The organism is Robinsoniella peoriensis (assembly GCF_000797495.1).
GTDB lineage: Bacteria > Bacillota > Clostridia > Lachnospirales > Lachnospiraceae > Robinsoniella > Robinsoniella peoriensis.
Genome location: NZ_JTGN01000003.1, coordinates 312,342 through 339,131 on the forward strand (window position 1 = coordinate 312,342; position 26,790 = coordinate 339,131).

General features: G+C 41.3%; 17 protein-coding genes. 15 read left to right on the forward strand and 2 right to left on the reverse strand.

All coding sequences use genetic code 11. The features are described 5' to 3' along the window. Positions 1–209 precede the first annotated feature (209 nt). From QR40_RS07885 to QR40_RS07945, 14 genes are all read left to right on the forward strand, one after another. Positions 210–8,795 (forward strand): GDSL-type esterase/lipase family protein, encoded by an 8,586-nt coding sequence (locus QR40_RS07885; RefSeq protein ID WP_081998820.1) that lies wholly within the window; start codon positions 210–212, stop codon positions 8,793–8,795. 268 nt (positions 8,796–9,063) lie between these two features. Continuing rightward, on the forward strand, positions 9,064–9,672 hold the full coding sequence (locus QR40_RS07890; protein WP_044294244.1) for a DUF1062 domain-containing protein: 609 nt from the start codon (positions 9,064–9,066) through the stop codon (positions 9,670–9,672). Between the two features lie 178 nt (positions 9,673–9,850). Continuing rightward, positions 9,851–10,384 carry an RNA polymerase sigma factor gene (locus QR40_RS07895; protein ID WP_081820182.1) on the forward strand — a complete coding sequence of 178 codons (534 nt, stop codon included), beginning with the start codon at positions 9,851–9,853 and terminating at the stop codon, positions 10,382–10,384. After that, positions 10,359–11,777 carry a DUF4179 domain-containing protein gene (locus QR40_RS07900; protein WP_044294245.1) on the forward strand — a complete coding sequence of 473 codons (1,419 nt, stop codon included), beginning with the start codon at positions 10,359–10,361 and terminating at the stop codon, positions 11,775–11,777. Before QR40_RS07895 ends, QR40_RS07900 begins: the two co-directional genes overlap by 26 nt. 128 nt (positions 11,778–11,905) lie before the next feature. Beyond that, positions 11,906–13,213 carry a glutamine-hydrolyzing GMP synthase gene (gene guaA / locus QR40_RS07905; protein WP_044294246.1) on the forward strand — a complete coding sequence of 436 codons (1,308 nt, stop codon included), beginning with the start codon at positions 11,906–11,908 and terminating at the stop codon, positions 13,211–13,213. A gap of 319 nt (positions 13,214–13,532) precedes the next feature. Then, positions 13,533–14,222, forward strand: coding sequence for a response regulator transcription factor (locus QR40_RS07910; protein WP_044294247.1), 690 nt, complete (start codon positions 13,533–13,535; stop codon positions 14,220–14,222). Beyond that, positions 14,219–15,250: a sensor histidine kinase gene (locus tag QR40_RS07915; protein WP_044294248.1), complete on the forward strand. Its 1,032-nt coding sequence runs from the start codon at positions 14,219–14,221 to the stop codon at positions 15,248–15,250. The genes QR40_RS07910 and QR40_RS07915 overlap by 4 nt, the downstream gene beginning before the upstream one ends. A gap of 184 nt (positions 15,251–15,434) precedes the next feature. Continuing rightward, positions 15,435–16,100: an ABC transporter ATP-binding protein gene (locus tag QR40_RS07920; protein ID WP_044294249.1), complete on the forward strand. Its 666-nt coding sequence runs from the start codon at positions 15,435–15,437 to the stop codon at positions 16,098–16,100. A gap of 13 nt (positions 16,101–16,113) precedes the next feature. Next, a complete protein-coding gene (locus QR40_RS07925) occupies positions 16,114–18,519 on the forward strand; it encodes an ABC transporter permease (protein WP_044294250.1) in 2,406 nt (801 codons plus the stop codon). A gap of 272 nt (positions 18,520–18,791) precedes the next feature. After that, positions 18,792–19,358 carry a 5S rRNA E-loop-binding protein gene (locus QR40_RS07930; RefSeq protein WP_027293227.1) on the forward strand — a complete coding sequence of 189 codons (567 nt, stop codon included), beginning with the start codon at positions 18,792–18,794 and terminating at the stop codon, positions 19,356–19,358. 92 nt (positions 19,359–19,450) lie between these two features. After that, on the forward strand, positions 19,451–20,221 hold the full coding sequence (locus QR40_RS07935; protein WP_027293228.1) for a hypothetical protein: 771 nt from the start codon (positions 19,451–19,453) through the stop codon (positions 20,219–20,221). 2 nt (positions 20,222–20,223) lie between these two features. After that, positions 20,224–20,343, forward strand: coding sequence for a DUF6783 domain-containing protein (locus QR40_RS33555; RefSeq protein WP_394910438.1), 120 nt, complete (start codon positions 20,224–20,226; stop codon positions 20,341–20,343). A gap of 205 nt (positions 20,344–20,548) precedes the next feature. After that, a complete protein-coding gene (locus tag QR40_RS07940) occupies positions 20,549–21,928 on the forward strand; it encodes an MATE family efflux transporter (RefSeq protein WP_044294251.1) in 1,380 nt (459 codons plus the stop codon). A 167-nt stretch (positions 21,929–22,095) separates the two neighbouring features. Beyond that, entirely contained in the window at positions 22,096–22,938 is an 843-nt protein-coding gene (locus QR40_RS07945) for a pentapeptide repeat-containing protein (protein WP_044294252.1), read from the forward strand. A 7-nt stretch (positions 22,939–22,945) separates the two neighbouring features. On the opposite strand, the gene QR40_RS07950 is transcribed toward QR40_RS07945, so the two are convergent. Both QR40_RS07950 and QR40_RS07955 read right to left on the reverse strand, forming a co-directional pair. Next, positions 22,946–23,896: a putative ABC transporter permease gene (locus tag QR40_RS07950; RefSeq protein WP_044294253.1), complete on the reverse strand. Its 951-nt coding sequence runs from the start codon at positions 23,894–23,896 to the stop codon at positions 22,946–22,948. Positions 23,897–24,156: 260 nt separating this feature from the next. After that, a complete protein-coding gene (locus tag QR40_RS07955; protein WP_044294255.1) occupies positions 24,157–25,104 on the reverse strand; it encodes a LysR family transcriptional regulator in 948 nt (315 codons plus the stop codon). Between the two features lie 164 nt (positions 25,105–25,268). Between QR40_RS07955 and QR40_RS07960 the strand changes: the two genes are divergently transcribed. After that, complete coding sequence (locus tag QR40_RS07960) at positions 25,269–26,726, forward strand: aspartate ammonia-lyase (RefSeq protein ID WP_044289245.1); 1,458 nt, start codon at positions 25,269–25,271, stop codon at positions 26,724–26,726. Positions 26,727–26,790: the final 64 nt, after the last annotated feature.

Here is a 26,790-nt window from a genome sequence, read left to right on the forward strand (position 1 = left end):
AGAAATTGTTTACAACTACTGAAAAAGAAATATTCTTCCAAATATGTGTTTAAAAAAGAAATAATTTTTGATATAATGTATGCATCGTCCACATCCGGATTCGTAAAAGGAGATTAGGTAAGTATTGGTGAGAGGGACTTGAAAAAGATTTGCCAGGGGAGGAGGGAGCATTGAGAAATCACCGCAGCTGAGTTCGGTAGGGTTGATCAATGAAGAAAGATGAGGAATGTATGATGAAGAGAGGAAACAAGGGCGGCATGAAGAAAAGAATATCCAGATTTTTATCCATAATGTTATGTTTTTGTATGGTGTTTCAGACGGCATACCTTCCGGTTCAGGCGGGGGCTGATAACCAGAATGACATTCAGGTTCAATCGGAAGGTCAGACAGAGACAGAAGCTCAGGAACATTTAGAAGCTTTGCAGGAATCACAGCTGCAGACAAATTCTGAAGTTCAGAATGAGTCTGTAACGGAACCTTATGCAGCTGAGACAGAATCTGAGGCTCAGACGGAAGAGGCAGCAGATTCAAATGTTCAGACAGAATCGAATGTTCAGACAGAATCTGAAGTTGTAGCAGAAACAGAAGTTCAGACAGAAGCTAAAGTGTTAGCAGCCCCGTTAGAGACGACGGGAAATTTATTAGAGGATGTGAGAAAACAGGCACAGACAGATTTTGCTGAAGGAAGCAATGCAGATGCCCGTGCAGTTGATCTGAATCTGAGCGGCAGAACTTTTGACGGTACAGCGGCAGGTGCCGTTGACTATACATCTGAGGAATATGGCGGAGCAGACTCTCCTTACCTGAAGGTGTTGAATAATCTAAGAACAAATGATATCGGTGGAAGTATTATTTTTAAATTCAAGACCAACACGAGCGGTGTAATCTTCGGAGCAGGAAGTTCCGGCGCAGATGACGGCTATAATATGGTTTTTGGAGTAAATAATGCCGGAGAGCTGCGGGCTTATTTTCGAAATGACAAGAGCAATGGGCTGAAAGCAAGATTATTAACAAATTCCGTGAACTTAAAGGATAATAAATGGCATACCATCGCTGTCAGCTTCCATTCGGGACAGGCGGAGGATGCTTATATTGTTGTTGATGGAAGTGACAACTTTTACCCAAGCGCATGGTGGAGCGGCTGGAATCCCGGATTTAATAAGAATATAAATAATAACCAGCTGCCATATGTGAATTTTGGCATTGGAGGCGGAATCTATAATGCAGCTGCATTTGATTCCCTGGGAAATTTTAATGGGAAAATTGATTTTGTAACTGTAACAGATCAAAGCTTTACCGTTAATCAATTAAAGGAAATGACGCAGCAGGCTCCTGATTTGAATGATTTCAGCGTTATGCAGGCAGCTGGAACGGCAAATACATGGTTAATGACCGGATCGGATACGGCAGTTTCCAAGTTTGATGAGATTGGTCCAGTTAAGAATTATGTGGGATTCTTTGAAGATAATCTGCGTGCGGGCGGAACTTACGTAGAACGTTCCCGTTTTGTATTTAATACGGCGCAGGCAGGACTTACTATCGCGGATGTAAATGCGGATTATGAGAAGTTCATTGACCAGTATGCACCGAAAGCCGTTGGTATCATGGTAGACCGCAGTGATTATGAAAAAGGGGAAGCTGGTATAGAGGAGTTCCGGACAAATCTCAGGGCACTGCTTGACAGGCTTTATGAGGATCAGAGAATCCCATTTATCATTACCCCAGCACCCTCGCTTTCGGAGGATGACAATGCCCTGATCAGTATCTATACGGCAGCAATTAAAGAAGAAGCAGCAGTAAAAGATACCCTGGTAGCAGATATCACAGGTCTGGATGCTTCCTATCTGGATCCGGGGAATTATCTCACTGCCCTGGGACATCAGGAGATAGCAAATATAATTAAGACAACTCTTGGTATTGGGCATACAACTGCTTATACAGGATTTAACTTACCGGTTAATCCTACGTTATTAAAAGTAGATGCATCCCCTGTTGTGCAGGTAACGGCAGATCAGCTTCAGGTAAATTCACCGGAAGGATATTCAGATCTGAACTGGAATTACGAGCTGTCTTATGAAGGTCAGGTAATTTCTAAGAAACAGGTAACTGCGCCGTTCACGATTACCGGACTGAAAGCGGGAACCGAGTATGTACTTCGTATGACTTCCGATGAAGGAAACCGGAAACGCCAGTTAAAGGACATAAAGTTTACGGCTGCTCAAAATGGACAGGCTCAGGCTTTGGCTCATAAAGACGGGAATGTGAATCAAATTGAAGATATGACAAATCTTATGAACAGCCAGAGTCCTGTAACTTATCTGTTTATGGGGGATAGTATTACCCATGGAGTCCTGACAAATGGCTATGATAATGTTCCTGAACTGTTTGAAAAATATTTAAGAGAGCAGGGCAGGGCACAGGATGTAGTAATCAATACGGGTGTTTCTAATGCAACGGTATCTACGACACTGGATCAGATTGACAGAAGGCTGAATCAGTTCCAACCGGATGTGGTAATGGTGATGCTTGGAACAAATGATGCGTCTTCCAGAGGGGAAGTGGCAGGTTCTTCGGGCACCGGATTTACCGTAGAAGAATTTAAGAATAATTATAAAGAACTGGTGCGGGATATTTATCAGAAAAATCCGGACAGCTATATCGTTTTAAGAGTTCCATGTGACATGAACCCGGATGATCCCAGGAAAAATTATAAAGACTACTTTAATGCCATATATGATGTAGAACAGGATATGAAGACGGAAATAGCGGGACTTAAGATTACTGTTATTGACCATATGAAGAACTGGATTGAGTATGGAGAAAATGTCAGAAATGATTTCCTGAACACCGGAAGCAATGGATGGTTAGTAGACAATGTACATCCAAACGGACGGGGCAATATGGCAATGTTCCAGCAGATATTAAAAGAAACGGGACTTTATAAGAACGATTCAGTGATGTCTAATTATTCTTATAAATTCAGTGACTGGGCAGATAATTCTGAATTAGCTGCAGAGGTAACTTTTGACGAAACTAAGAAAGAAGTTTCTTTTGATCCGGCACCACTCGCGGCATATGAAAATGGCATCCGGGATGTAACGGTAAGCATAACAGATGTAAATGGAGTTATTGTTTCCAAAACAAGTGAATACCGTGCAGATGAGCATATAAAGATTCGTGTTCCTAAGGATTTCATACCTTATTCTGCAATGGTAACAGGCACAGATGCTATGAACAAGAAACAAATTACTTTTACGGCCAGCCTGAAAATGGAAGGTGACCCGGAGTGTTCCTGTGGGATCAGCAATCTGGTGTTTGCAGACAGAGAGCTTGTAATTCCACAGGATAAAGACAGTATTGAAATCAGCTTAGAGGCAGCTGCGGAAATTACCGGTGATTGTAAAGCAGAAGGCCACAGCAGCAAAAATATCACTTATGTATTTGAAAAAGCAGAGGATCTGCAGAATATCGGCACGATCAGACAGAATAAACTGACGGTCAGCAAGGCTGGAACAATCAAAGTACGGGTAAATGCACTGATTCCCGGAACGGTGGCATCGGCAGAAAAGACAGCCGTATACTCAGTTAAAAAAGAAGGGCAGGACCCGGCTGTTCTGTTTCAGAAATCAGAGGTAAAAATTGTAAACGGCGTTCCAGCCCGTCCGGTAGATTACACCGGAACACTTGATAAGCTGAAAGGTCTGACCCAGGGAACCATAACGGTTCGGTATAAAAAGGCCGAAACAGGTCTTATGAGTCTGTTCAGTGTATCAAATAATACGCAAAATGCCACACATACCCATGTCTATGTAAATGATGGCACGGTGGGATACGAAGTCCGCAATAACGGTACCAATGTAAATACCGCATCAGCTGGCGTAAGCAATATGACAAGAGATGAATGGCATACGGTAACTTATGCATTTTCTTCAACTGGTACATCTGTTTATTTTGACGGTGAAAGGGTAATTAATAACACAAATACAGGATTTGTCAGCAGCAGCCAGGGCGTAAATACCGTTGACCTTGGTAGAACGCAGCGTTCCGGCGGAGGCAATCAGTATCCTTTCACAGGCAGTATCAGCTATATCGAAGTGAGATCGGACCTGTTAACGGAAGAGCAGATAACAGATATCCATAAAGTGACACTGAGAGAAGAAAAAGAAGCAGAGCTTCCAGAAGATGCATTCAAATCAGAAGATCAGCCGTTGTTCTATGGTGGATACCAGGGATCTGTCTATTATCGTATCCCAAGCTTAGTGACCACAAAGAACGGAGTTGTACTGGCTGCAATTGATAAACGCCAGAGCGGCGGCGGGGATCAGGGAAATATTGATACCGCTGTGAGAAGAAGCTTTGATAATGGAAAGAACTGGACAGAAGGGCAGACAATCATAAATCTGCCTCCGGGACAGCAGCAGCATTCTTTAACCATAGATGCAGCTATGGTTGAGGACGAGGTGAACGGCAGAGTCTTCCTGATGGTAGATATGTTCCCGGAATCCAAAGCAGCAATGGATACTTCTCTTTTGGAAAAAGGATCTGGATATAAACAGGTTGGCGACAAATCATATTGTATCTTGAGAGACTATGAAAGCGTTTTAAATACAACTCATAATTATACGAAAACCTATACCATCCGTGAGCACGGGGAAGTATGGCTGGAAGGAAAAACAGAGGCTGATGCAAGACCAACGGATTACCGGGTACCGGATTTCAGTACCGGCGAATTATATAAGGATGATAAGCCTGCAGGCAACATCTTCCTCTATACCGGATCCAATGCGGGTGAATTAAAGGTAGTCCGCAATATGAGAATCTGGAGTACCTATAGCGATGATGATGGTGAAACCTGGTCAAAACCGGTGGATTTAACACCGATGATCAAAGAAGACTGGATGCTGTTCTGCGGAACAGGCCCCGGAGTTGGGATTCAGGTGAAAAAAGGAGAGCATGCGGGACGTCTGATTGTCCCCATCTATGTGGCTAACCAGAACTGGACATCTGCCCAGGCATCCACCTGTATTTACAGTGATGATTATGGTGTAACATGGAAGCGTACCGAGAAGTCACCTCTTGAGGCAGAAGGAACAGATCTTTCCACAATGAATGATGGTGGTATCATCCTGACAGAGTCACAGATCGTGGAGATGAATGACGGTACATTAATTCAGTTCTGCAGGAATAACTCAGGAAGTCTGAAATATTCCGTGAGCAATGACTCCGGAACTACCTGGGGAGCGCCCATCAGGGATACAAATGTTACAGAGGTATACTGCCAGTTAACAGCAACTCATTATCCGGAATTGATTGACGGCAAAGAAGCCATTATTTTAGCAAATCCGGATGGCCCTGCAAGAAACAATGGTACGGTAAGAATCGGACTTTATAATCCGGAGAATAAGTCATTTGAGTGGAAATACAGTCAGTTGGTTAAGAGCGGAAGTTATGCTTATTCCTGTCTGTCCGTACTTCCAAATGGAGATATCGGCTTATTTTATGAAGGTGACCAGCCATCGATGGATTTCACCAGCTTCAATGTGGAATGGATCAAAGCGGATTTGACGGTGCCGATGAAGGAGCCGGTAATTGAAAACGTAGCGATGGAAATAAGTGATAATCAGATTGATTTTACCGTGGATTTCGATTCCTATATGATTAAGTCCGGAAATCCGGTTCTGAAGTTTAATTTGGATGGAGCAGAGAAAGAGGCTGCTTATGTATCCGGAAATACTACAAAACAATTTATATTCCGGTATACAGGAGATACCCAGATTACCACAGGCCTGACGGTTACAAATGTTGGTGTAGCTGCGGCAGATGCAGAAAGTGAAATCGGGAATGCACTCTGTATGCTTCCATTAGAAAGTGAATTTAAGTTTGCACCGGATGGAACACCGGAATGTACCTGCAAAATAGAAGAGATTGGATTATCACCAAAAGAAATAATAATTCCTGCGAAAACAGAGGAATATACGGTAGATCTAACAGGCTCCATAAAAGAAAGTACCTGTGCAAAAGAAGGCCATGCTTTCCGTCCTGTTTATACCTACACCGTTGCGGATGGGGGAGAGACAGGCGCTGTTATAACCGGCAGTAAATTAAAAGTATCGGCTGAAGGAACAGTTCGAATAAACGTTGCCGTTCAGTTGAATGACAAATCAGGAAATGCGGACTGTAATATCACCGTAAAAAAAGCAGAACCGGGTGAAACGGTGAATCAGGCGCCGGCTGCAAAAGATCCCGTACCAAATCAGGAAGTGAACAGCCTGAAAGGCAGGACTTTCACTGCAGAAGATATAGCAGAAGACCAGGACGGAGATGCAATTGTTATTACAAAAATTGTATCAGAGCCGGATTCATTTATAATTGCAGAATTATCAGATGGTGTTGTTTCACTGTATGGCTCTAATAAAGGAACAAGCCGGATGATGGTGAATGTATCAGACGGGAAAAATGTTTCTACCATTGTAGTTCCGGTTTCCGTTACAGAAGAAGGCAGTTATGATAAAACGGATTATCTGTCTGACCATGATTATTTAGATAAAGTGAACTCTTCCGTCGGTTACTGGGAAGGAACCGGTGACAAGATCAAGGTAGATACCAACCAGGATGGCGGCACCATGTCTTTACTGGACGAGAATGGAAACAGAGTATCCTTTAACAAAGGATACGGAGCACATTGTACTTCCACATTGATTTTTAATCTTCCGGAAGGTCATAATTATAAGAAATTTGAAACTTATTATGGAATTGATGCAAGTAAACCGGCGATAGCAGCAGTTACCTTTAAGATAACTGTAGATGGGACGGTTATACACACCAGTGATAAAGCATTACAGTCCACATCTCCGATGGGATTTGCTTCCGTTGACATTTCCGGAGCAAAAACCTTAAAATTAGAAGCAATTGCAAAAGACGGCAATATCGGAAGCGGACATTCCCAGTGGTCAGGAGCTAAACTGGTCAGCCAGGAGGATCCCTCCCAGGTAACCGATAAATCTGTTCTTGAGAAAAAGATTGCAGAAGCGAAAGCAATCAAAGGAGATGAGTACGCTCAGGCTTCTTATAAGAAATTGTCAGATGCCATTGACCGCGCACAGGAAGTCCTGGATGCACAGGAGACAGAACAACTGGAGGTGTTCCAGCAGCTGCAGGCATTAAAATCAGCAGTAAAAGGACTGGAAAAAGCAGTTCCGGCAGATCAGGTCGTGGTAAGTCTGAAAACGCTCAGTCTGGAAGTCGGAGAGGGCAGAAGGCTGTACGCGGACGTAACTACAAATGACGGTAAGGAATCAAACGACCAGATCACCTGGTCATCCAGCCGTCCGGAAATTGCAGAAGTATCGGCAAACGGCAAGGTAACGGCAGCAGCGCCGGGGAAAGCTGTGATCACAGCAACATCCACTAGTGGAAAAACAGACAGCTGTACGGTTACGGTAAATGGATGCACCTGTGAACTTCGTACACCGGTTTTTGAAAATCAGAATGTTACGATACCTTATCCTGAATCAAGCAGACAGATCGGGCTGAAGGCAGAAGCAGTCCTTACGGGAGACTGTCAGATGCCGGGACATGCAGATCAGAGTATCACCTACACCTATGCAATTACCGAAGATAAAGAGGGTATTGGAAGCATAAAAGGGGATATACTGACAGTTTCCGGTGCAGGAACCGTGAAAGTTACGGTAACAGCCAGTGTTAATGATAAGACAAGTTCAGCGGCGGCAGCATTTTATATCAGCAGGGAAGAAGCACCAGTTCCTAAGAAGTATACGGCAGTATTTACCGGCGGTGCGGGAGCAGCAGGAACAGCTCCGGCAGCAATTCAGGCAGAAGCACAGGGGAAGATTACTTTGCCGGAGAATACATTTACAAAGGATGGATATCTGTTTATCGGATGGTCCGACGGAGCAAAGGTTTATCAGGCAAATACCCGGTATACAATGCCAGATAGAAACATCACATTTACGGCACAGTGGCAGAAAAAAGAAGAGCCGAAACCGGCAACCTATCAGCTGTCATTTGATGCACGCGGCGGAAAAGTAAGTCCGGCATCCATGACAGTCACACAGGGAACCGTTTATGGAACACTTCCGGTTCCAACAAAATCAGGCTATTCCTTTAAGGGATGGTTTACCGCAGTATCAGGCGGAACGCAGATACAGGCAGGACAGGTATGCAGCCTGAAGGCAAATACAACCGTTTATGCCCAGTGGATCAGACTCACACTGAAAAAGCCTGGAAAACCAACGGCAGTAAAAGCTTCCCGGAATAAGTCCGGCAGTATCCGGATCAGCTGGAAAAAATCATCCAATGCAACCGGTTATATTTTATACCGTTATGACAGCAAGACAAAGAAGTGGAGTAAAGTAAAAACCACAAAATCCACCAGCTATGTGAACACCGGATTAAAATCAGGCACAGATTATAAATACAAGGTAAAAGCTTACAGCCAGCTTGGAAAAGAAAAGAAGTACAGTTCCTATTCTTCTGTATTGAAGACCTCGACGGCGCCTGCAAAACCACGCCTGACCCACGCCGGGAAAGCCGGAAAAGGCAAAGCAGAAATAAAATGGAATAAAAAGTCAGGTACGGATGGATTTGTAATCTATATGAAGACAAATAACGGAGATTATAAGAAGATCGCATCAAAGTCAGCCAAGACATTATCTTACACCAAATCAGGACTGAAGAAAGGAAGAAGCTACCGGTTTAGAATAAGAGCATACCATAAGGCAGGGAATAAAAAGATCTACAGCTCTTATTCAGCAAGTAAAAGAGTAAAATTCTAAATCAACCAGGAAAAGGAGCAGGTCCAAGCGGCCTGCTCCTTGATCGTGTCCGACTCTTATATCCCGGCTCATAATCTTTTAATAAAAAAGTTTAAGGTGTTAACCCAGGGATCTGTTGTAGTAAAATCAGATCATATAATAAGAGAGGAATGATTTTATGATGGAACCCAATTACAATGCATAGCAAAAGCTATTGCATGATAAAACAAATATGATGATATAGCTTTTGCAAATCCGAAAGTAAGAAATTTACACAAAGGAGATGCATATGGGCTATTTAACAGAAAGCAATTTTCAAACATGTTCTGATATAAGAAACTGTGAATGGGAGATTATACCGGACGTCAGTCCACAGATTATAAGGAATTGTTCCAAATGCGGATGCAAGTCAAACTACATCAATACCGGCAGTTTCCGGGTTAATGCAAATGGAAACCGGGTAGATGTATGGCTGATCTATCAGTGCAGTAAATGCAAGACCACATATAACATAACAATATATGAGCGGATTTCCCCAAAGAAAATCCCAAGAGAAGAATATGAAGGATTCTTAGCAAACGATCCACAACTGGCTCTGGAATACAGTTTTAACAGTAATATCTTAAAGAGGGAAAAAGCTGAGATCTGTATGGAGGATGGGGCATATCATATCCGGGAAAGGATACTGACGGATGCTGAAGAGGCTGAAATGAGTCGGATTGTCATTCGGAATCCTTATCATATCAGAATCCGGCTGGATAAGCTGATTGCCGGAAAGCTGGATATTTCAAGAACGGCTGTCAGGCAGGCAATGAAAGAAAAAATCATTGAGGGAAGAGATGGGGAAAGTCTGGAGAAGGCATTTGCCATGGATGGAATGGTGGTAAGATGGAAGTGAATAATCAGTGAGTGGTAAAGTGCTCAAAAGAAAGCTGTTGTACCTGATGTTAGGGTATGGCAGCTTTTTTTGCAATATGATAAAATAATTTAAATTATTTGAAGGGTTTTGCTGGAGCGTTTCGTCTAATGATTGTAAGACATTAAAGATTGGCCAATCTAAGCGGGGAGGTAAGACGTTGGATGTTTTAATTAAAAAAGCACGCAGGAAGGATCCGGATGCATTTGTTGAGCTAATGGAACAGAATATGCAGAATATGTACAAAGTGGCAAAAGCATATCTGAAAAATGATGAAGATGTGGCGGATGCCATACAGGATACCATATTAAGCTGTTTTGAAAAAATAGGAGATTTGAAACAGAATAAATATTTTAAAACATGGATGACTCGTATTTTAATCAACAAATGCAAAGATATTTTACGAAAGAAAAAAGGAATGTTACTTACAGATGAGGTGCCGGAAATTCCGGTGTGGGATCAGGAGTACAGCAACATGGAGTGGAATGAACTAATCAAGGATATGGATGAAAAGTACCGGATTGTTCTTTTGCTATATTACCTGGAAGGTTTTAATACCAGAGAGATAGCAGTAATACTGGATATGAATGAAAAGACGGTACAAACGAGACTGGCAAGGGGAAGAAAATTATTTTCCACAGAGTATTTAAAACAAGGAGGTCAATTGCATGAACCGACAGGAACAAGAATTTAAGGATAAATTAAACGAAGAGATCAAGATACCCAAAGTAGTAAAAAATAAGGCAGATGACGCATTTCAGACAATAAAAAGCAGCAGTAAAAGTCAGGCAAGAGATACAAGAGGGATTCGGAAAAAGATCCTGGTGGCAGCGGGCAGTGCTGCTGCGGTATTTGCAGCATTCTTTGTATTTGGTATGGCCAACCCTGTTATGGCAAGCCAGTTGCCGATTATTGGGCATATATTTGAACAGATTCAGGAGAACTATAGTTATCCCGGAGATTTTAGCTCAGTAGCGGAAACATTAGGAGAAAAAGACCAGGAGACTCCGGATGGGACAGCTGTTTCCCCCGATGAAAATGGGGCAGCAGCGGATCAGGCAGATGCAAAGAAAGAAACAGAGCTTACCAAACCAGCCAGTTATTCACAGACGGTAGATGGAGTTACCATGACTTTATCGGAATTATACTGCAATGACCAGGCACTTTATATGACGCTTGAACTAACCAGCGAGAAAGCTTTTCCGGTTTCTGAAATCTTTACAGACAGTGAGAATAACCAGCCGAACATAGGCTTTTTAACTAGTGAAAAATATAGTTTCAATGATAAATCACAGGATCAGCTTTATTATCTGGAAGGCAAGTTTGTTGATGATTATACATATGCAGGTATCATCCGTATAGACTACAAACAGGCATCCAAGGTAGTATCGGATGAAGCACTTCAGGAATATAATACTGCATATCAGGCAGCGGAAGCAGAAGGCAGGGATCCAATGAAAGAAGACATTCAGCTGGATGTTCAGAATCTGGATGTTCCTGACAATTTCAAGTTAAATCTGGATATTCAGAAGATTATTGCATACAAGGCTAACCCGGATGTATGGGATTCCGGTTATACAGGGGATGAACTGGAAGCTATGTCGGATGAAGAGTGGAAAAATGTCATGAAGCAGCAGCCGGCTGACTGGAACCAGTTCCCTAATGATCATGAAAATATCTGGTGGAATGGCTCCTGGAATTTTGATCTGGATATTAACGTGGACAGAAGCAGAACAAAGATGATTGAAATTAATACTGAAAATGAGAATGGTGTAGGAATTGCATCCGTGGAAATTACCCCATTTGAATTAAAGGTCAATCAGTTAAATGAAGGTTCCACAAAAACTGCAGACACATTCCCGGTAGTACTGGATGCCAATGGAAAAATGCTTCCTTATGGAAACAGCGGTTATGTTACGGACTATGCAGTACGCGGAGTGGATATTTCTAAAATAGATATCTATTTATGTGATTATATAGAGTACATGGATGAGATTAAAGGGCATAAAACAGAGGATAATTTCAAACAGATTTTAGATGAAAAAGCAGTTTATCACACAACTGTAGAGACTGGAATTACCCAATAGTCATATTTCTATCAGCTCATTTTGCAGCATGAGGTTTGCAAATAACTCCGTAAACGGGAAAACGTGTATTGACACAAAATCATTTTACAGCTAAGATATTTCTATACACATACGGAGGAGGAACAATAATGAAGCAAGACATGATTGTAATTTTAGATTTAGGCAGTACGGAAAATACGGTGTTAGCCAGGGCGATTCGTGACCTTGGGGTATATAGTGAGATTTATCCCCATGATATTACTCAGGCGGAACTCAAGGCTTTGCCAAATGTAAAGGGAATTATTATAAATGGCGGACCAAACCATATTGTAGACGGCGTTCGTATTGATGTACTACCGGAAATCTATGAAGCAGGATATCCTGTTATGGCAGCAGGGCATGAATTGGCTAAATGTGAAGTGTCCCTGAATGAGTGGCCTGAGGACGAAGATCTATTAAAAGAAGGACTGAAACCATTCGTATTTGACACCTGTCATGCGGAAGCAAACTGGAATATGAAAAATTTCGTAGAAGATCAGATCGAACTGGTAAAACGCCAGGTTGGTGATAAGAAAGTACTCCTTGCATTATCCGGCGGAGTAGACAGTTCTGTAGTTGCAGCTTTATTATTAAAGGCAATCGGAGACCAGTTGGTCTGCGTACATGTAAATCATGGCCTCATGCGTAAGGGCGAATCGGAAAGTGTAGTAGAAGTATTCAAAAATCAGCTGAATGCAAATCTGGTTTATGTTGATGCCAGCGAACGTTTCCTGAAGAAGCTGGAAAATGTAAGTGATCCCGAGCAGAAAAGAAAGATTATCGGTTCAGAGTTCATCCGCGTATTTGAAGAGGAAGCACGTAAACTTAAGGGAATTGACTTCTTAGGTCAGGGAACAATTTACCCGGATATAGTGGAAAGCGGCACGAAGACAGCGAAGATGGTCAAATCCCATCACAATGTAGGCGGTCTTCCTGAAGATATGAAATTTGGTTTGGTAGAGCCGTTAAAGCAGTTATTTAAAGACGAAGTAAGAGCCTGTGGTTTGGAACTGGGACTGCCGGATGGCATGGTATTCCGTCAGCCTTTCCCGGGACCCGGATTAGGCGTAAGATGTCTTGGCGCAATTACCAGAGAGCGTCTGGAAGCGGTACGGGAATCGGATGCAATCCTGCGGGAAGAATTCGAAATAGCTGGTCTTGACAAGACTGTATGGCAGTATTTTACGGTTGTTCCTGATTTCAAATCAGTTGGTGTAAGAGATAATGCAAGATCCTTTGAATATCCGGTTATCATTCGTGCGGTTAATACCATAGATGCCATGAGTGCCACCATTGAACAGGTAGACTGGCCGGTATTACTGAAAATCACGGACAGAATATTAAAAGAAGTGAAGAATGTAAACCGTGTTTGTTATGATATGAGTCCAAAGCCTACTGCTACGATTGAATGGGAATGATGTAAGTGCTAAAGAACCCAGCGTTTAAGCGGATTCCAAACAAATTTATTTAAGCTGCGGCAAAGATTTGGCAACATTGGATCTCACTAAATGAGTAAAATTTATTTCAATATGACATAGAAAAACCTTACTGATTTTCAAAAATGATTGAAAGTTGGTAAGGTTTTTTTTGCTTGTGTCACCTGGCTTCTTTGAATTCTATAACTTGCTTTAATCCGTGTAGCAAAATATAATATTATTTATTGAATGCCAACTGTAACATTTTAAGGACATTTGCCTGTTATACTAAATACAAAATTTGAAGCGAGGAAATGACGATATGAAACAGATTTTAATTGTCGAGGACGACACACTTTTGAATAAAACGCTGGCCTACAATCTGACATCGGATGGATATGATGTTACCACAGCATTAAACGCACATACAGCCGCTGAAGAACTGAACACAAAGTCATTTGAACTGGTGCTGCTGGATATCAATCTGCCGGATGGCAACGGATATGATGTTTGTCACTTAATTAAACCGGAACATCCGGATACGATGGTCATATTTCTGACTGCCAACGATCAGGAAAGCGACCAGATACGGGGCTATGAGGTGGGAGCAGTGGACTATATTACAAAACCATTTTCCATTGGTGCCTTACAGAGAAAAATCAATGCAATGTTTGCAATGTTGGAACACCACAAACCAGCAAAAGATATTTACAATGATGGCAGATTGTTTCTTGATTTTTCGGAGTTGACTGCCAATCTGAATGGAAAAATGCTGACGATTTCTTCAATGGAATTTAAGATGTTGAACTTATTTTGTAAAAATCCCAACCAGGTACTTACCCGTGGTCAACTGCTAGAAAAGTTATGGGACGCAGAGGATAATTATGTGGACGAACACACCCTGACAACTGCTATTAGCCGCATACGAGGGAAAATCGAAGCAGAGGGAGACACCTACATTAAAACGGTTTATGGAATGGGGTATCAATGGACTGGGGGTGAACGGAAATGAAGCAGAAATGTCTTTCAGTCAAAAATATGTGTCTGCTCATTGGAGCAGGTGCAATATGCTCCATGCTAATAATTAGCGTGTTCTTTTACATACTTATTGAGAACACCCTTATGCTTTGGGCTGGTGTGATGTTGACGGTTTGTGCTCTTGTCTGGCTGTTCCTTCTGGTATATTGTTTTGGCAGACGCTTATCCATGTTTACCGGCGACCTGTGCCAAACTTTGGACCGCATGATAAGCGGCAATGATAAGCCAGAGCAGGCTATTGACAGCGAAACACTCTTTGCCTGCATTATTCACCGGATTTCCCGGCTATATGATATTATGCGGGAAAATCGACGCAAGGTGGATCAGGAACGTCAGGAACTTCAAACACTGGTATCAGACATTTCCCATCAGGTAAAAACGCCAGTTAGTAATCTTAGAATGGTAACTGACACGTTACTGACAAAGTCAGTCACAGAACAGGAGCGAATAGACTTTTTGCAAGGTATCCAAAATCAAACCGATAAATTAGATTTTCTCTTCCAGTATCTTATAAAAACCTCTCGGTTGGAAACAGGAGCTATTCATTTAGAAAAGAACGATTGCATGTTGTATACCACACTTGCGCAGGCTATGAGTGGTATTGTCTATGGCGCTGAAAAAAAGAATATTTCTGTGACAGTTAACTGTCCGGAGGATTTACACCTGTCCCATGACAGCAAATGGACGACGGAGGCTCTTTTCAATCTGCTGGACAACGCAGTAAAATATACTACCGCCGGTGGCAGGATCAGTGTTTCAGTAGAACAATGGGAAATGTATGTAAAGCTGGATATTGCTGATACTGGCAAAGGGATTCCAGAGAGTAATCAGGCATCCATTTTTCGGCGCTTTTACCGGGAGGAAGCAGTACACGATGAGCCAGGTGTTGGTATTGGGTTGTATTTGGCCCGTGAAATAATCACACGACAGGGCGGTTATATGAAAGTTACGTCGGAGGTTGGAAAAGGTTCCATCTTTTCTGTTTTTCTTCCATGCAAATGATGAAGCGGTGATCAGCCCTTTTGGGAGGATTGCCGCTTTATTTTTTTGAAATGTCCGTGATTTGTAACATTCGAGACTGATTTTTAGAAAAAGTTGTCTATACCTCGGACATTTCTGTGACATTTGAATCTTATAATAGTCCCATCAACAGTTGAAGAACATTGAAAGTGAGGAGTATTGGAATATGAGTGTTTTACAAACTTTTAATCTGAAAAAATATTACGGAGTGGAGCCAAACATTACCCGTGCCCTGGATGGTGTGAATCTCTCCGTGGAGCAGGGGGAATTTGTAGCAGTGGTTGGAACATCCGGAAGTGGAAAATCTACGCTGCTGAACATGATGGGCGGGCTTGATACACCTTCTTCTGGCAGTGTAATTGTCAGGGGGGAAGAACTTGCCAAAAAGAACGATGAAGCATTGACAATTTTTCGTCGTCGCAATATTGGATTTATTTTCCAGAACTACAATCTGGTGCCGATTTTAAACGTGTATGAAAATATTGTCCTGCCGGTAGAGCTTGATGGCAATACAGTGGATCAGAAATTCATGGATGAGGTTGTAAGGATGCTGGCATTGGAGGATAAATTAAAGAATATGCCCAATAATCTTTCAGGAGGACAACAGCAGCGGGTTGCAATTGCCCGTGCACTCATTAGCAAACCTGCCATAGTCCTTGCCGACGAACCAACCGGGAACCTTGACAGTAAAACCAGCGCCGATGTGCTAGGACTTTTGAAGCGCACCAGCGGAGAGTTTAATCAAACGATTGTAATGATTACCCATAACAATGAGATTGCCCAGCTTGCAGACCGTATTGTGCGAATCGAAGATGGCAAGAGCATAGAATAGGAGGTGGCTGGCTATGACTTGGCCTTTTGAAAATGACACAAGTGCGATTACTTATAAAATAGCTTTTGCTAAATTGAAGCATGATAAACTGAAAAAAAGAATTTCTATCTCGGCAATTACCTTAGCAACCATGCTAATGTCTACGGTATTACTTTTGATTTCAGGTATTGCAACTGTAAACAGAAATGGTGGAAATAGCATTACGGGTTCCTATCACGCACTTGTTTCAGGCATTAGTCAAAAACAGTTTGAGAAGATTCAATTAAATGAACAAGTGAGGCTGTCTGGTCTTTCCGCCGCTATGGGAAGCAGTAAGGAAAAGAACAGTCGATTGAATGTTTCTTATTCTAATTCAGATGCCCTCACGGTGAATGGCTTAGCTGTGGCAGATGGAAAGATGCCAGAATCAGAAAACGAAATACTTATCGAAAAAGATTATCTGGATAATCTGGGGATAAATGCTGGGATAGGTGATACAATTTCCATTACTATGCCCGGCACACAGGAAAAAACGGATTTTGTGATTTCCGGGTATTTGAAAACGGGAGCTGCAGGGACGGACCGAACTTTATACGCTGCCATTGTTTCTGAACAATATTATGTTGCACAGAAAGGGTGGGAAAACTTTCCTCCCTCGGTTATGATTCGGGTAAATACAAGTTCAGCTGACTCCAAAGCAGATATTGAGGAATCAGTTAAAAAAGTTATAAAAAGTGCAGGTATTGAAAAAATGCCATCTATGAATGAGGCATATATCAATCTGTCCAAACCATCTATCTTTTTAGTCGGGGCAGCAATCGCCGGACTGGCTGTTATTATTGTGGCAGGCGTTTTGGTGATATACTGTATTTTTTATATTGCCATTATCAATTCGATTAAAGAGTATGGGCAGTTACGGACAATTGGTATGACTGGAAGGCAAGTGAAGAAACTGGTGTTTCGTGAGGGATTTTCGCTATCTGTAATATCCATTCCAATCGGTCTCGTGGCGGGAGGGGTATTATCCTATTTACTAATTCCACAGGGATTTCAGCCTGGTAGTCTGTTATGGGTATGTCCATTAGTCGCTGTCCTGGTGTATATAACGGTAAGACTTTCCATTAGAAAACCTGCTATGATAGCGGCAACAGTATCGCCTATAGATGCATATCGTTATATTGGAACACAGGTGGAAAAAGAAAATCAGACATTTCGGCCAATGAAAATCTCACCTGCCATGTTAGCAAAAAAACAGATAGCGAGTAACCGAAAGAAGAATGCTCTGACGATTATGTCATTGATTATTACGGGTACATTGCTGCTGGGAGTGTCTTCGATTCTTTCCTCCATCAATGCAGAAGATATGTCTCTGTCAGGATTCCCACGAGGGCAGTTCATTATTAATATAAGCAATGAAACATTGCTGAATCAGTCGTTAGAGAAAATTCAAGAATCAAATCCGTTTACAGATGGTGTAAAGGCTACCTTATCCGGTATTTCGGGAATGGAATCTATCACTGAGTATCATTATCTTCCGGTATCTGCTGAACTTGAGGCGGAGGAATCTGATGCTGCCATTGTAAGTTTTAATCGTGAAGATATGGAGTTGATACAGTCTTGTGCTGCAGAGGGAACCATGTTGGATTATGATAAAATGGCTATGAAAAACCAGCTTATTATTGGCAGACCCGATGATTTGGAAAAGAATTTGAATATTCATTTAGAGGTTGGGCAAACTATTACGTTAAAAGTATTTGATGGATCTATTTGTCGTAATATGGATTTTGAGATTGGTATGATTCTTGATCAAAGCAAGATAGGGGATAACGGAGATAAAATAGATAGTTTCATGTTACCTTTGGATGCCATGAATAATCTTGCATCCTGCAATACAACGTATCAGTATACAATTCGTGTTTCTAATCAGTTAGAACAACAAGCCGAAATGGAAATAGACCAGATTATGACTGAGACACCAGAACTTAAAATTACAACACTGTCTGCAGCGATTGCACAAAATGAGAATTTCCTGCAGGGAATGAAACTTGCGCTTATGGTTGCAGTTGCCTTGATTGGATGCTTTGCAGTTATGAATTTAGTTAATACTATACTGACTGGTATCATAACCCGGCAAAAAGAATTTGCCCTTATGCGCTCGGTTGGAATGTCACAAAAACAGCTTGCTTCTATGGTGCGCTATGAAGGATTGATTATCATAGCAATCGGCTTGGTGTTATCTCTTTTCATAGGTGGAGGTATTGGGAATCTCCTTTGTTTATTCTTGAAAAATGGACTTATGACTTATTTGAATTATCAATTCCCGTTTGGAATTGCCGCAGTGTATTGTATCCTTGTGGTTTTATGTACAGTTATAGTGACAGGGGCTATGTTGAAGCATCAAAATAAATTATCACTAATTGAAACAATGTCAGTGAATTAACAAATTTATATGATAAATGATCATATGTGTTGAACGTAGTTTAGTAATATATTTCTGCAATTTGCTTTTTTTTTAATTCTATGTTATACTGCATTCATTACAATCAATTGAAAATAAAAAGAACCGTCTTAAAGAAGGGCTTTTGGTATTACGCTTAGCGGCGTTGTATGAAGAGCTCTTCTTTTTTTTATAGGCTTGTCAGGGGTTCACCGATTGTAATGTTTTAAGGCAACAAATAAACATAAATCACAAAATACAGGAGGAATTAAAAAATGGAAAACATTAGTGTTCAAAAGCGTGATTTTACTGTAAAGGCAAAGAAAATGAGACGTCTCGGTATGATTCCGGGTAACGTGTTTGGTAAATCCCTGCCAGAGTCACTTTCCATTCAGTTGGAAGAAACGACAGCGCGCAGATTGATTCGCCAGAAACGTGAAGGCAGCAAACTTTCACTGGATCTTGATGGAAAGATTATTCCGGTACAAATCAAGGAAAAATCTTTCAATCCATTAAATGATGAAATTTTGCACATTAGCTTTCAGGCATTAACAACAGATGAAAAAGTCAATAGTGTCATTCATATTCTTCTTGCAAATGATAAAAAACTTGGAGGGCAGTTGGAAAAATTGCTTATGGAAATTCCATATGCTTCTTTACCAGGGGATATGATTGATACAATCACGATTGATGCTGACGGACTGAAAACAGGTGTTATACTTACCGTTAAGGATATTCCAGAACTTATGAGTGATAAAATTGAATTACAGGTAGATACTGATGAGATTGTGCTGCGCATAAGTGAAAGAAAGCAGCAGACTCAGGCACAGCCGGAGGAATAACTATTTGGCGTATGTGAGAACAACAAAAAGAGCTTGGAATGTTGACACTTAAGTGTTGTGCAGGAAAGGCTCTTTTTTTAGGGAGGAATTCAATGAATATATTAGGTCAAGCAGTAAAGCATAAGAAATATGGAAAAGGTGTGATAACAGAGCTTTCTGAAAATAAAATTACTGTCTGCTTTGCAAAAAGTGAGAAATTGTTTCTGTTTCCTGAAGCATTTGAACAGTATTTAACGTTAAAGAACATCTCTATTCAAACGAAAATTGAAAAGTTAAATGAGGAACGCTTAAGGGTAATTGAAACGGGAAAGCAAAGAATGGAAAGGGATATTAAGTACCGTAACCGTATGTATACAATGAAAATTCCTTTAAAATCGCAAGTGGCATATGATATTCTGGAGGAAGAAATTACAAATTTGGATTATGTTGAAACGGGATGCTTTTTAAGCGGCGAAATGAAAGGCAGACCAAGAACACCGTCAAATGTGCAGCCGAATTCAGCAGTCATCCTGACTGATTGTGGAAATGGTGGAGAAGATGAAAGATGTATAATCGGAATAGCAATGGCAGATGAATATTTCTGGGGAAAAGAATGTAAGGATCAACAGATAAAACTCCATCATAAATATAAATTGATTCTGCCTTATGAGAATAGAATTTCATTTTGGAGATATTTTAAGCGAGAAGCGTTTCCTGATCAGTGGGGCAGAGTCCCGTTTAAGTATTTTCAAAATGAGACCATGCAGAAGATCATCTATGATATCTGTAATAATGCAGTCGGAACAGAGCAGGAAGAAGAAACAATGGAGTTATACAGTTATTTTTGTTCTGTAAATCGTATTCCCGAACAGACGATAACATAAACGTGGAATTTGTCCCGAAAATAGTCAGCGTAGCCCGCAACGCCTTCTGCTTTTGGAACAAATTCCCCACAAAGTATGATACACAGCTGTCAGAAAGCAATTATAAAACTCGCCAATTATAAAAAGAGCCAATTTTAAACCCGCACTGGCGGAATACTCGGAGCAGGCAATGAGATTTCCTTACAATAATATACCATCCAAAAAAATATCTCCATTCCTTATTGACAACTACTATAAATTATAGTAGTATCATAATCGTTACCTTATGTACTATAATTTATAGTACTGTACTTTATAACTGGTTTCGGGATAAGGAAGGAGATTGTGATGAGTAAAGAAAACAAGAAAACAGATTTATTAGGAAAGGCGCCGATTCCAAAAGCGCTGTTAGCTTTAGGTCTGCCGACCATGATCGGTATGATGGTGAATGCACTATACAATTTGGTTGATGCTTATTTTGTTGCGGGATTGGGAACTGCGCAAAATGGTGCAATAGCGGTTGCTTTTCCGCTGGGGCAAGTCATTGTAGGGCTGGGGCTTCTGTTTGGAAATGGAGCCGCATCCTATATTTCCAGGTTATTAGGGCGCGGTGATAAAGATACTGCAAATAAAGTTGCAAGTACCGCTCTGTACTGCAGCGTGATTACCGGCGCAGCAGTTATCATCTGTACGATAATTTTTCTAAACCCAATATTGAAACTATTGGGGGCAACAGAAAGTATCTTGCCTTATGCGGTGACGTATACAAGTATTTATATCATTTCATCTATATTTAATGTATTCAATGTCACTATGAATAACATTGTAACCAGCGAAGGTTCTGCTAAAACAACGATGTTTGCATTATTGGCTGGAGCTATACTGAATGTGATCTTAGACCCGGTATTTATCTATACACTGGACTTGGGCATCGCCGGAGCCGCGATTGCAACAGCTATTTCACAGGTAGTATCTACAGTTGTTTATTTGTTCTATATTTTCAGTAAAAAGAGTAATTTCAGTTTTAGATTTCAGGATTGCTATTTTGCTAAAGGAATTTTATCTGAAATATTTAAGATCGGTGTGCCAACGTTGATCTTTCAGTTATTAACAAGTATTTCCATCGCCCTCATCAGCGGAATAGCAAAAATAAACGGATATGGGGACTCTGTAATCGCAGGTATGGGCGATGTCACTAGAATTGTTTCCATGGGAAGTCTGATGGTGTTTGGTTTTATTAAAGGATTTCAACCCATAGCAGGCTATAACTATGGAGCTGGAAAATATGACCGCTTATATGAAGCGATTAAGACAACCATAATTTGGTCAACCGTATTCTGCGTGATTTTTGGTTTCATTATCTCATTATTCTCAACGCAAATCATTTCACAATTCACAAAAAATGATACGGAACTGATCAAGACCGGTAAAAAAGCATTGGCGGCTTATGGAATTTCTTTCTTCCTTTTTGGCTTCTACACCGTCTATTCCTCATTATTTCTTGCACTTGGAAAAGCAAAAGAAGGATTTATCCTTGGAGCCTGCAGACAGGGGATCTGCTTTATACCAGTCATATTGTTACTTACATTTATTTGGGGAATGAACGGAATTCTATATGCACAACCTGTTTCTGATGTTATCTCTGCCCTGATAACCGTATTTATGGCAGTTCAACTTCATAAGGAACTAAATAGTATGAGGGCTCATACGTCTGGTGCTCCAGGTTAAGCTGAACATCGTAAATTTTAAGGTGCAGCCCGCAACGGTTCCGTACACCTGGCTGCTTTTTTTGTTGCCAATGATAATTTCATGGGGTAAAATATAAATTATGCAGATTTGCGTATCTATCTATGAAATGCCAATGGTAATGGCGGTTTGCCAGGAAAGGAAGACAGATGCAAACATTACATAAATCAACGAAATATAAAGAATTAGTCCGGAGCCTGAAAATAGACTGTAGAAAATGCAGCGGGCTTTGCTGCACCGCATTATATTTTTCAAAATCAGAGGGTTTCCCAAATGATAAACCAGCCGGGAAACCCTGTACGAATCTTATGTCAGATTTTAGCTGTGCCGTGCATAAAAAACTGATGCAGTACAATCTGAAAGGATGCATGGCATTTGACTGTCTCGGTGCAGGGCAGAAAGTGACCAGTGATATTTATGGAGGCGTGTCATGGAAGCAGCGTCCGGAAGCGGCATCTGAGATTTTCCAGGTGTTTCTGGCGGTCTGGCAGCTGCATCAGATGGTGTGGTACCTGGCGGAAGCAGCTGCTGTCATTCCGGCTGAAAAGCTGGCGGAAGATATCGATGCCCTGATTACCGAATACAAGAACATGACAGCACTTCCGTCTGATCAAATATTACAGATTGATATTGAGGAATACCGTACCAGGGTTAACCTTATATTGAAAAAAGCAGGAGAACTTACAGCCAACTCCATTGCTCCCGGAAAAAACACAGTCAGAAGGTCCGATAATATGGGGAAAAATTTCAAAAAAGCTAATCTGGATGGACAGGATCTTAGCATGTCCCTGCTGATTGCGGCTAATTTGGAGGGCTGCAGTTTGTTCGGAACGAATTTCCTGGGAGCGGATATGCGGGATACAAATATTCGAAATGCAGACCTGAGCGAAAGTCTTTTTCTCACCCAGGCCCAGGTGAATGCCGCTCAGGGTAACGAGAATACTAAGCTGCCCAAAACCTTATGCAGACCAAAATCCTGGAAAGGACAATAGATTCCGGCTATTTCTTTTTCTTACGCTCTTCCGCTGCAGATTTCAATTCAATGAAAGCATCTTTAAACTTTTTGGAATTTGCAGTGGGATGGCTTTTTAACATATCTCTTTTGTAAAATCCAAGGCGTTCCCGCAGGGAATTTCTCTTTTCTCTTTCAATAATATACTTCTCTTTTAAATGTTCCAGCTCATCGCGAAACTGTGCCGTATTTTCTTTTGCACTGTCATTATTCTCAAAAGCATTTTTCGTAAGGGTATCCAGCCGTTCGCGAATTCCCTGCATTAACTCGCCAAGCTGGGTCCGCGCCGTCTGTGTGAAACTTTCTTTGGGCGTTTCCCTGTCACTAAAAGAAGTGTCCGAGAATGCAATAATGGCGTCCAGCCTGGTTTGAATTTTTAAAAGTTCGTCCTTTGCTTTTGTCATCTTTTCCAGCATATTGCGGATATCCAGTGCAGCCTTGAAGGAGAGTGCCAGGTCAGCTGCGATTATAACAGTCAGAGCGGTAGCTGTGATGGAAGCCAGAGAATCATTCAGTGAGAGCACCAGATGTTCTACCGGACCATGGATGAATTTTACCAGGGCAATTGTTAGAAATCCCCATGCGATGGATGAGCTGAGGCAGATATGACCCTGGAAATTAAAGGGCTGATCGCTGTAGTCCCAGTAACGGACTTTGAAAAGTGCTTCCATGGCAACTCCAGTGGCATATTCCAGAACTGTAGCTGCAATACAGCCTGACAGAAAGGTCATCATAAGATTATTGCGGACCGGAATGGATACATAGAGCATCAGCACAGCTCCGCTTCCGTATAGTGGTAGAAATGGCCCTCTCATGAACCCGCGGTTCACAAATTTTTTTTGTTTGACAGAAACAAAGGTGGATTCAATACACCAGCCAATAAAGCAGTAGATGTAGAAAAACAGCAGCCAGTCCACCAGGGTATAATTATAGTTCATTACAAAGTAACTCCTTTCGCTGTATTTAATGAAATAATAGTACGGAATATCCATAATAGAAACTCATATAAATGAAGCCATGAGCATAAATGAAGCCATGAGCATAAATGAAGCCATGAGCATAAATGAAGCCATAAACATAAATGAAGCCATAAGCTTATAATAAATCCATGTTATACCTTTTAAGCGAGGGTGTCAACCGGGCAGCAGCAGTTCGGCTTTTGTTCCGCTGCTATTCAGATTTTTATGTTGTCTGAAACTTACAGCTGTGACTTTCTGGATGCCAGATTCAGAAACTCCTGCATGGAGCGGGTCATATATTTATTCTGTTTACGGAAGAAATATATGTTTCGTCCGATTTTACTGTCATCCACTTTATAATACAGCACATCGGGATGAGGCTGTACACAGGCAACCAGCGTGTCGCTGATAAAAGAGATGCCCATCCCGGAACAGGTAACGTTATATGCAGTCATCAGCTGGTCCAGTTTCAGGATAATATTTGGCTTAAAACCATGGTTCTGGCAGATGGTAAGCCCCCGCTCTCCGGTATCATTTTCTGTTTTCAGGAAAACAAAAGGCTCATCCTGAAAAGAAATCAGAGGTACAGACGGGAATCCGGTATTCAGAAAACTGCCGTCACGAATGGCAGCCGGATCAATCTGGTAATCCTCAAGTGTCTGATTGATAGAAAGTGCTTTAGGTACAGCCAGAACCAGATGTTCTTCCTGATACAAATGCTTTGCGAAGATTGCTTCGTCAAACACATAGTTGTCAATAATCAGGTCAAGTGTGCCCGTTAAAAGCTGTTGTTCCAGCCTGGAAGTACTTTCTTCCAGAAGATCAACATGGATTTTCGGATAAAGCCTGGTAAATTCCGAAATCAAAGGTGGCAGCACGTAAGAGGAGAACAGATTACTGCCTCCGATGGAGAGGCTGCCCGTTTCTAATTGGTTTAAATCAGTGACATAATTGGTAAAATCGTTTTGAATACTGAGAATCTGTTCGATTGCCAGAATGTATTTTTCGCCACAGTCCGTCAGCCGTATGGGATTGCTGCTGCGGTCAAAAATAGGTGCACCAATTTGTTCCTCTGTCCGTTTTACAGTGGCACTTAAAGCGGGCTGGGAAATGTACAGATTCTTAGCCGCTTTGGAAAAGCTTTTTTCCTTATATACTTCATAAATATATTTCATTGATGAAAACATAGTCCGCCTCCAATGTGATATAACATACAGGTTATAAGTTATATAAAAAAACTTGTATTTGATTATATTATAACCCTCGTATATAATGAGGTCAATCAAAACAAAGCAAATCAAAACAAAAAAAGTATAAAATACACGGCAAAGAAGATAGGAGATCAGGTATCATGGTTGAAAAAGTAAAGCTGGATGGCGTAAAGTATCGTATGGAGAATGATTCAATAGGGACGAAAGATGTTCCGGAAAATGTATACTACGGTGTACAGTCCTTAAGAGCGGCAGAAAACTTCAAGATTACAGGGTTATTTATGCATCCGGAGATTATCAACAGCCTTGCATACATAAAAAAAGCAGCAGCTATCACAAACTGTGAAGTAGGGCAGCTGGATAAAAAAATAGCAGATGCCATTGTACAGGCATGTGATGAGATATTAGACGGACATTTGCACAAACATTTTATTGTAGATCCCATTCAGGGCGGGGCGGGAACTTCACTGAACATGAATGCCAATGAAGTAATTGCCAACAGGGCAATTGAAATATTGGGCGGCGAAAAAGGCGATTACAGTATCGTAAACCCTAATGATCATGTAAATTGCGGGCAATCCACAAATGATGTAATCCCCACTGCCGGTAAAATGACTTCCCTGAACCTGCTTAAGAATGCCCAAAAGGAATTAAAAAGACTGTATAAAGCATTCTGTGCAAAAGCCCAGGAATTTGACCATGTGATCAAAATGGGAAGAACACAGATGCAGGATGCAGTACCCATTCGTCTGGGACAGGAATTCCGCGCTTATTCGGTAGCGATACAAAGAGATATTAACCGTATGGATAAAGCAATGGAGGAAATGCTCACCCTCAACATGGGAGGAACAGCCATTGGTACCGGACTGAATGCAGACGAACAGTACTTAAAAAGAATTGTGCCAAATCTTTCTGAGATTACCGGTATTGGATTTGTTCAGGCATTTGACCTGATCGATGCAACCCAGAACCTGGACCCGTTTGTAGCCGTATCAGGAGCAATAAAAGCCTGTGCAGTTACCTTGTCTAAAATTGCGAATGACCTTCGTTTAATGTCATCCGGACCAAGGGCAGGATTTGGGGAAATCAATCTTCCGGCAAAACAAAATGGTTCCTCTATTATGCCGGGCAAAGTAAATCCGGTAATTCCGGAAGTAGTAAATCAGGTTGCGTTTAACATTATCGGAAATGATATGACTATTACCATGGCCGCAGAAGCAGGACAATTGGAATTAAATGCATTTGAGCCCATTGTATTTTACTGTCTTTTCCAGTCGATTGATACCCTGGGGTATGCTGTTCAGACTTTTGTAGACAACTGCGTAACCGGAATTACGGCTAATGAAGAAAGATGCAAGGAATTAGTAGAAAACAGCGTTGGAACGATTACAGCCATCTGTCCTCACGTAGGATATCAGAAAGCAGCGGAAGTAGCTAAAAAAGCAATTAAAAGCGGTGCACCGGTACGAAAACTGGTGGTACAGGAAGGGCTGTTAAATGAAGCAGAGATAGATACCATTCTGGAGCCGCTTAACATGACGCAGCCTGGTATTTCCGGTAAAGAATTGATTTTAAAAAGAGAATTCGAAAATAGATAAAACCGTTAAACAGATATCCATTAATGGAAAATAGCATGTTCAATCTCCCTAAGATTAGAATATA

Excerpts from the sequence above, each read along its gene's own strand:
- QR40_RS07955 (WP_044294255.1), bottom strand. The coding sequence starts at position 25,104 with ATGTTTTCATCAATGAAATATATTTATGAAGTATATAAGGAAAAAAGC.
- QR40_RS07885 (WP_081998820.1), top strand. The coding sequence starts at position 210 with ATGAAGAAAGATGAGGAATGTATGATGAAGAGAGGAAACAAGGGCGGC.
- QR40_RS07890 (WP_044294244.1), top strand. The coding sequence starts at position 9,064 with ATGGGCTATTTAACAGAAAGCAATTTTCAAACATGTTCTGATATAAGA.
- QR40_RS07940 (WP_044294251.1), top strand. The coding sequence starts at position 20,549 with ATGAGTAAAGAAAACAAGAAAACAGATTTATTAGGAAAGGCGCCGATT.
- QR40_RS07920 (WP_044294249.1), top strand. The coding sequence starts at position 15,435 with ATGAGTGTTTTACAAACTTTTAATCTGAAAAAATATTACGGAGTGGAG.
- QR40_RS07930 (WP_027293227.1), top strand. The coding sequence starts at position 18,792 with ATGGAAAACATTAGTGTTCAAAAGCGTGATTTTACTGTAAAGGCAAAG.
- QR40_RS07915 (WP_044294248.1), top strand. The coding sequence starts at position 14,219 with ATGAAGCAGAAATGTCTTTCAGTCAAAAATATGTGTCTGCTCATTGGA.
- guaA (WP_044294246.1), top strand. The coding sequence starts at position 11,906 with ATGAAGCAAGACATGATTGTAATTTTAGATTTAGGCAGTACGGAAAAT.
- QR40_RS07925 (WP_044294250.1), top strand. The coding sequence starts at position 16,114 with ATGACTTGGCCTTTTGAAAATGACACAAGTGCGATTACTTATAAAATA.
- QR40_RS07910 (WP_044294247.1), top strand. The coding sequence starts at position 13,533 with ATGAAACAGATTTTAATTGTCGAGGACGACACACTTTTGAATAAAACG.
- QR40_RS07960 (WP_044289245.1), top strand. The coding sequence starts at position 25,269 with ATGGTTGAAAAAGTAAAGCTGGATGGCGTAAAGTATCGTATGGAGAAT.
- QR40_RS07945 (WP_044294252.1), top strand. The coding sequence starts at position 22,096 with ATGCAAACATTACATAAATCAACGAAATATAAAGAATTAGTCCGGAGC.
- QR40_RS07900 (WP_044294245.1), top strand. The coding sequence starts at position 10,359 with ATGAACCGACAGGAACAAGAATTTAAGGATAAATTAAACGAAGAGATC.
- QR40_RS07950 (WP_044294253.1), bottom strand. The coding sequence starts at position 23,896 with ATGAACTATAATTATACCCTGGTGGACTGGCTGCTGTTTTTCTACATC.
- QR40_RS07935 (WP_027293228.1), top strand. The coding sequence starts at position 19,451 with ATGAATATATTAGGTCAAGCAGTAAAGCATAAGAAATATGGAAAAGGT.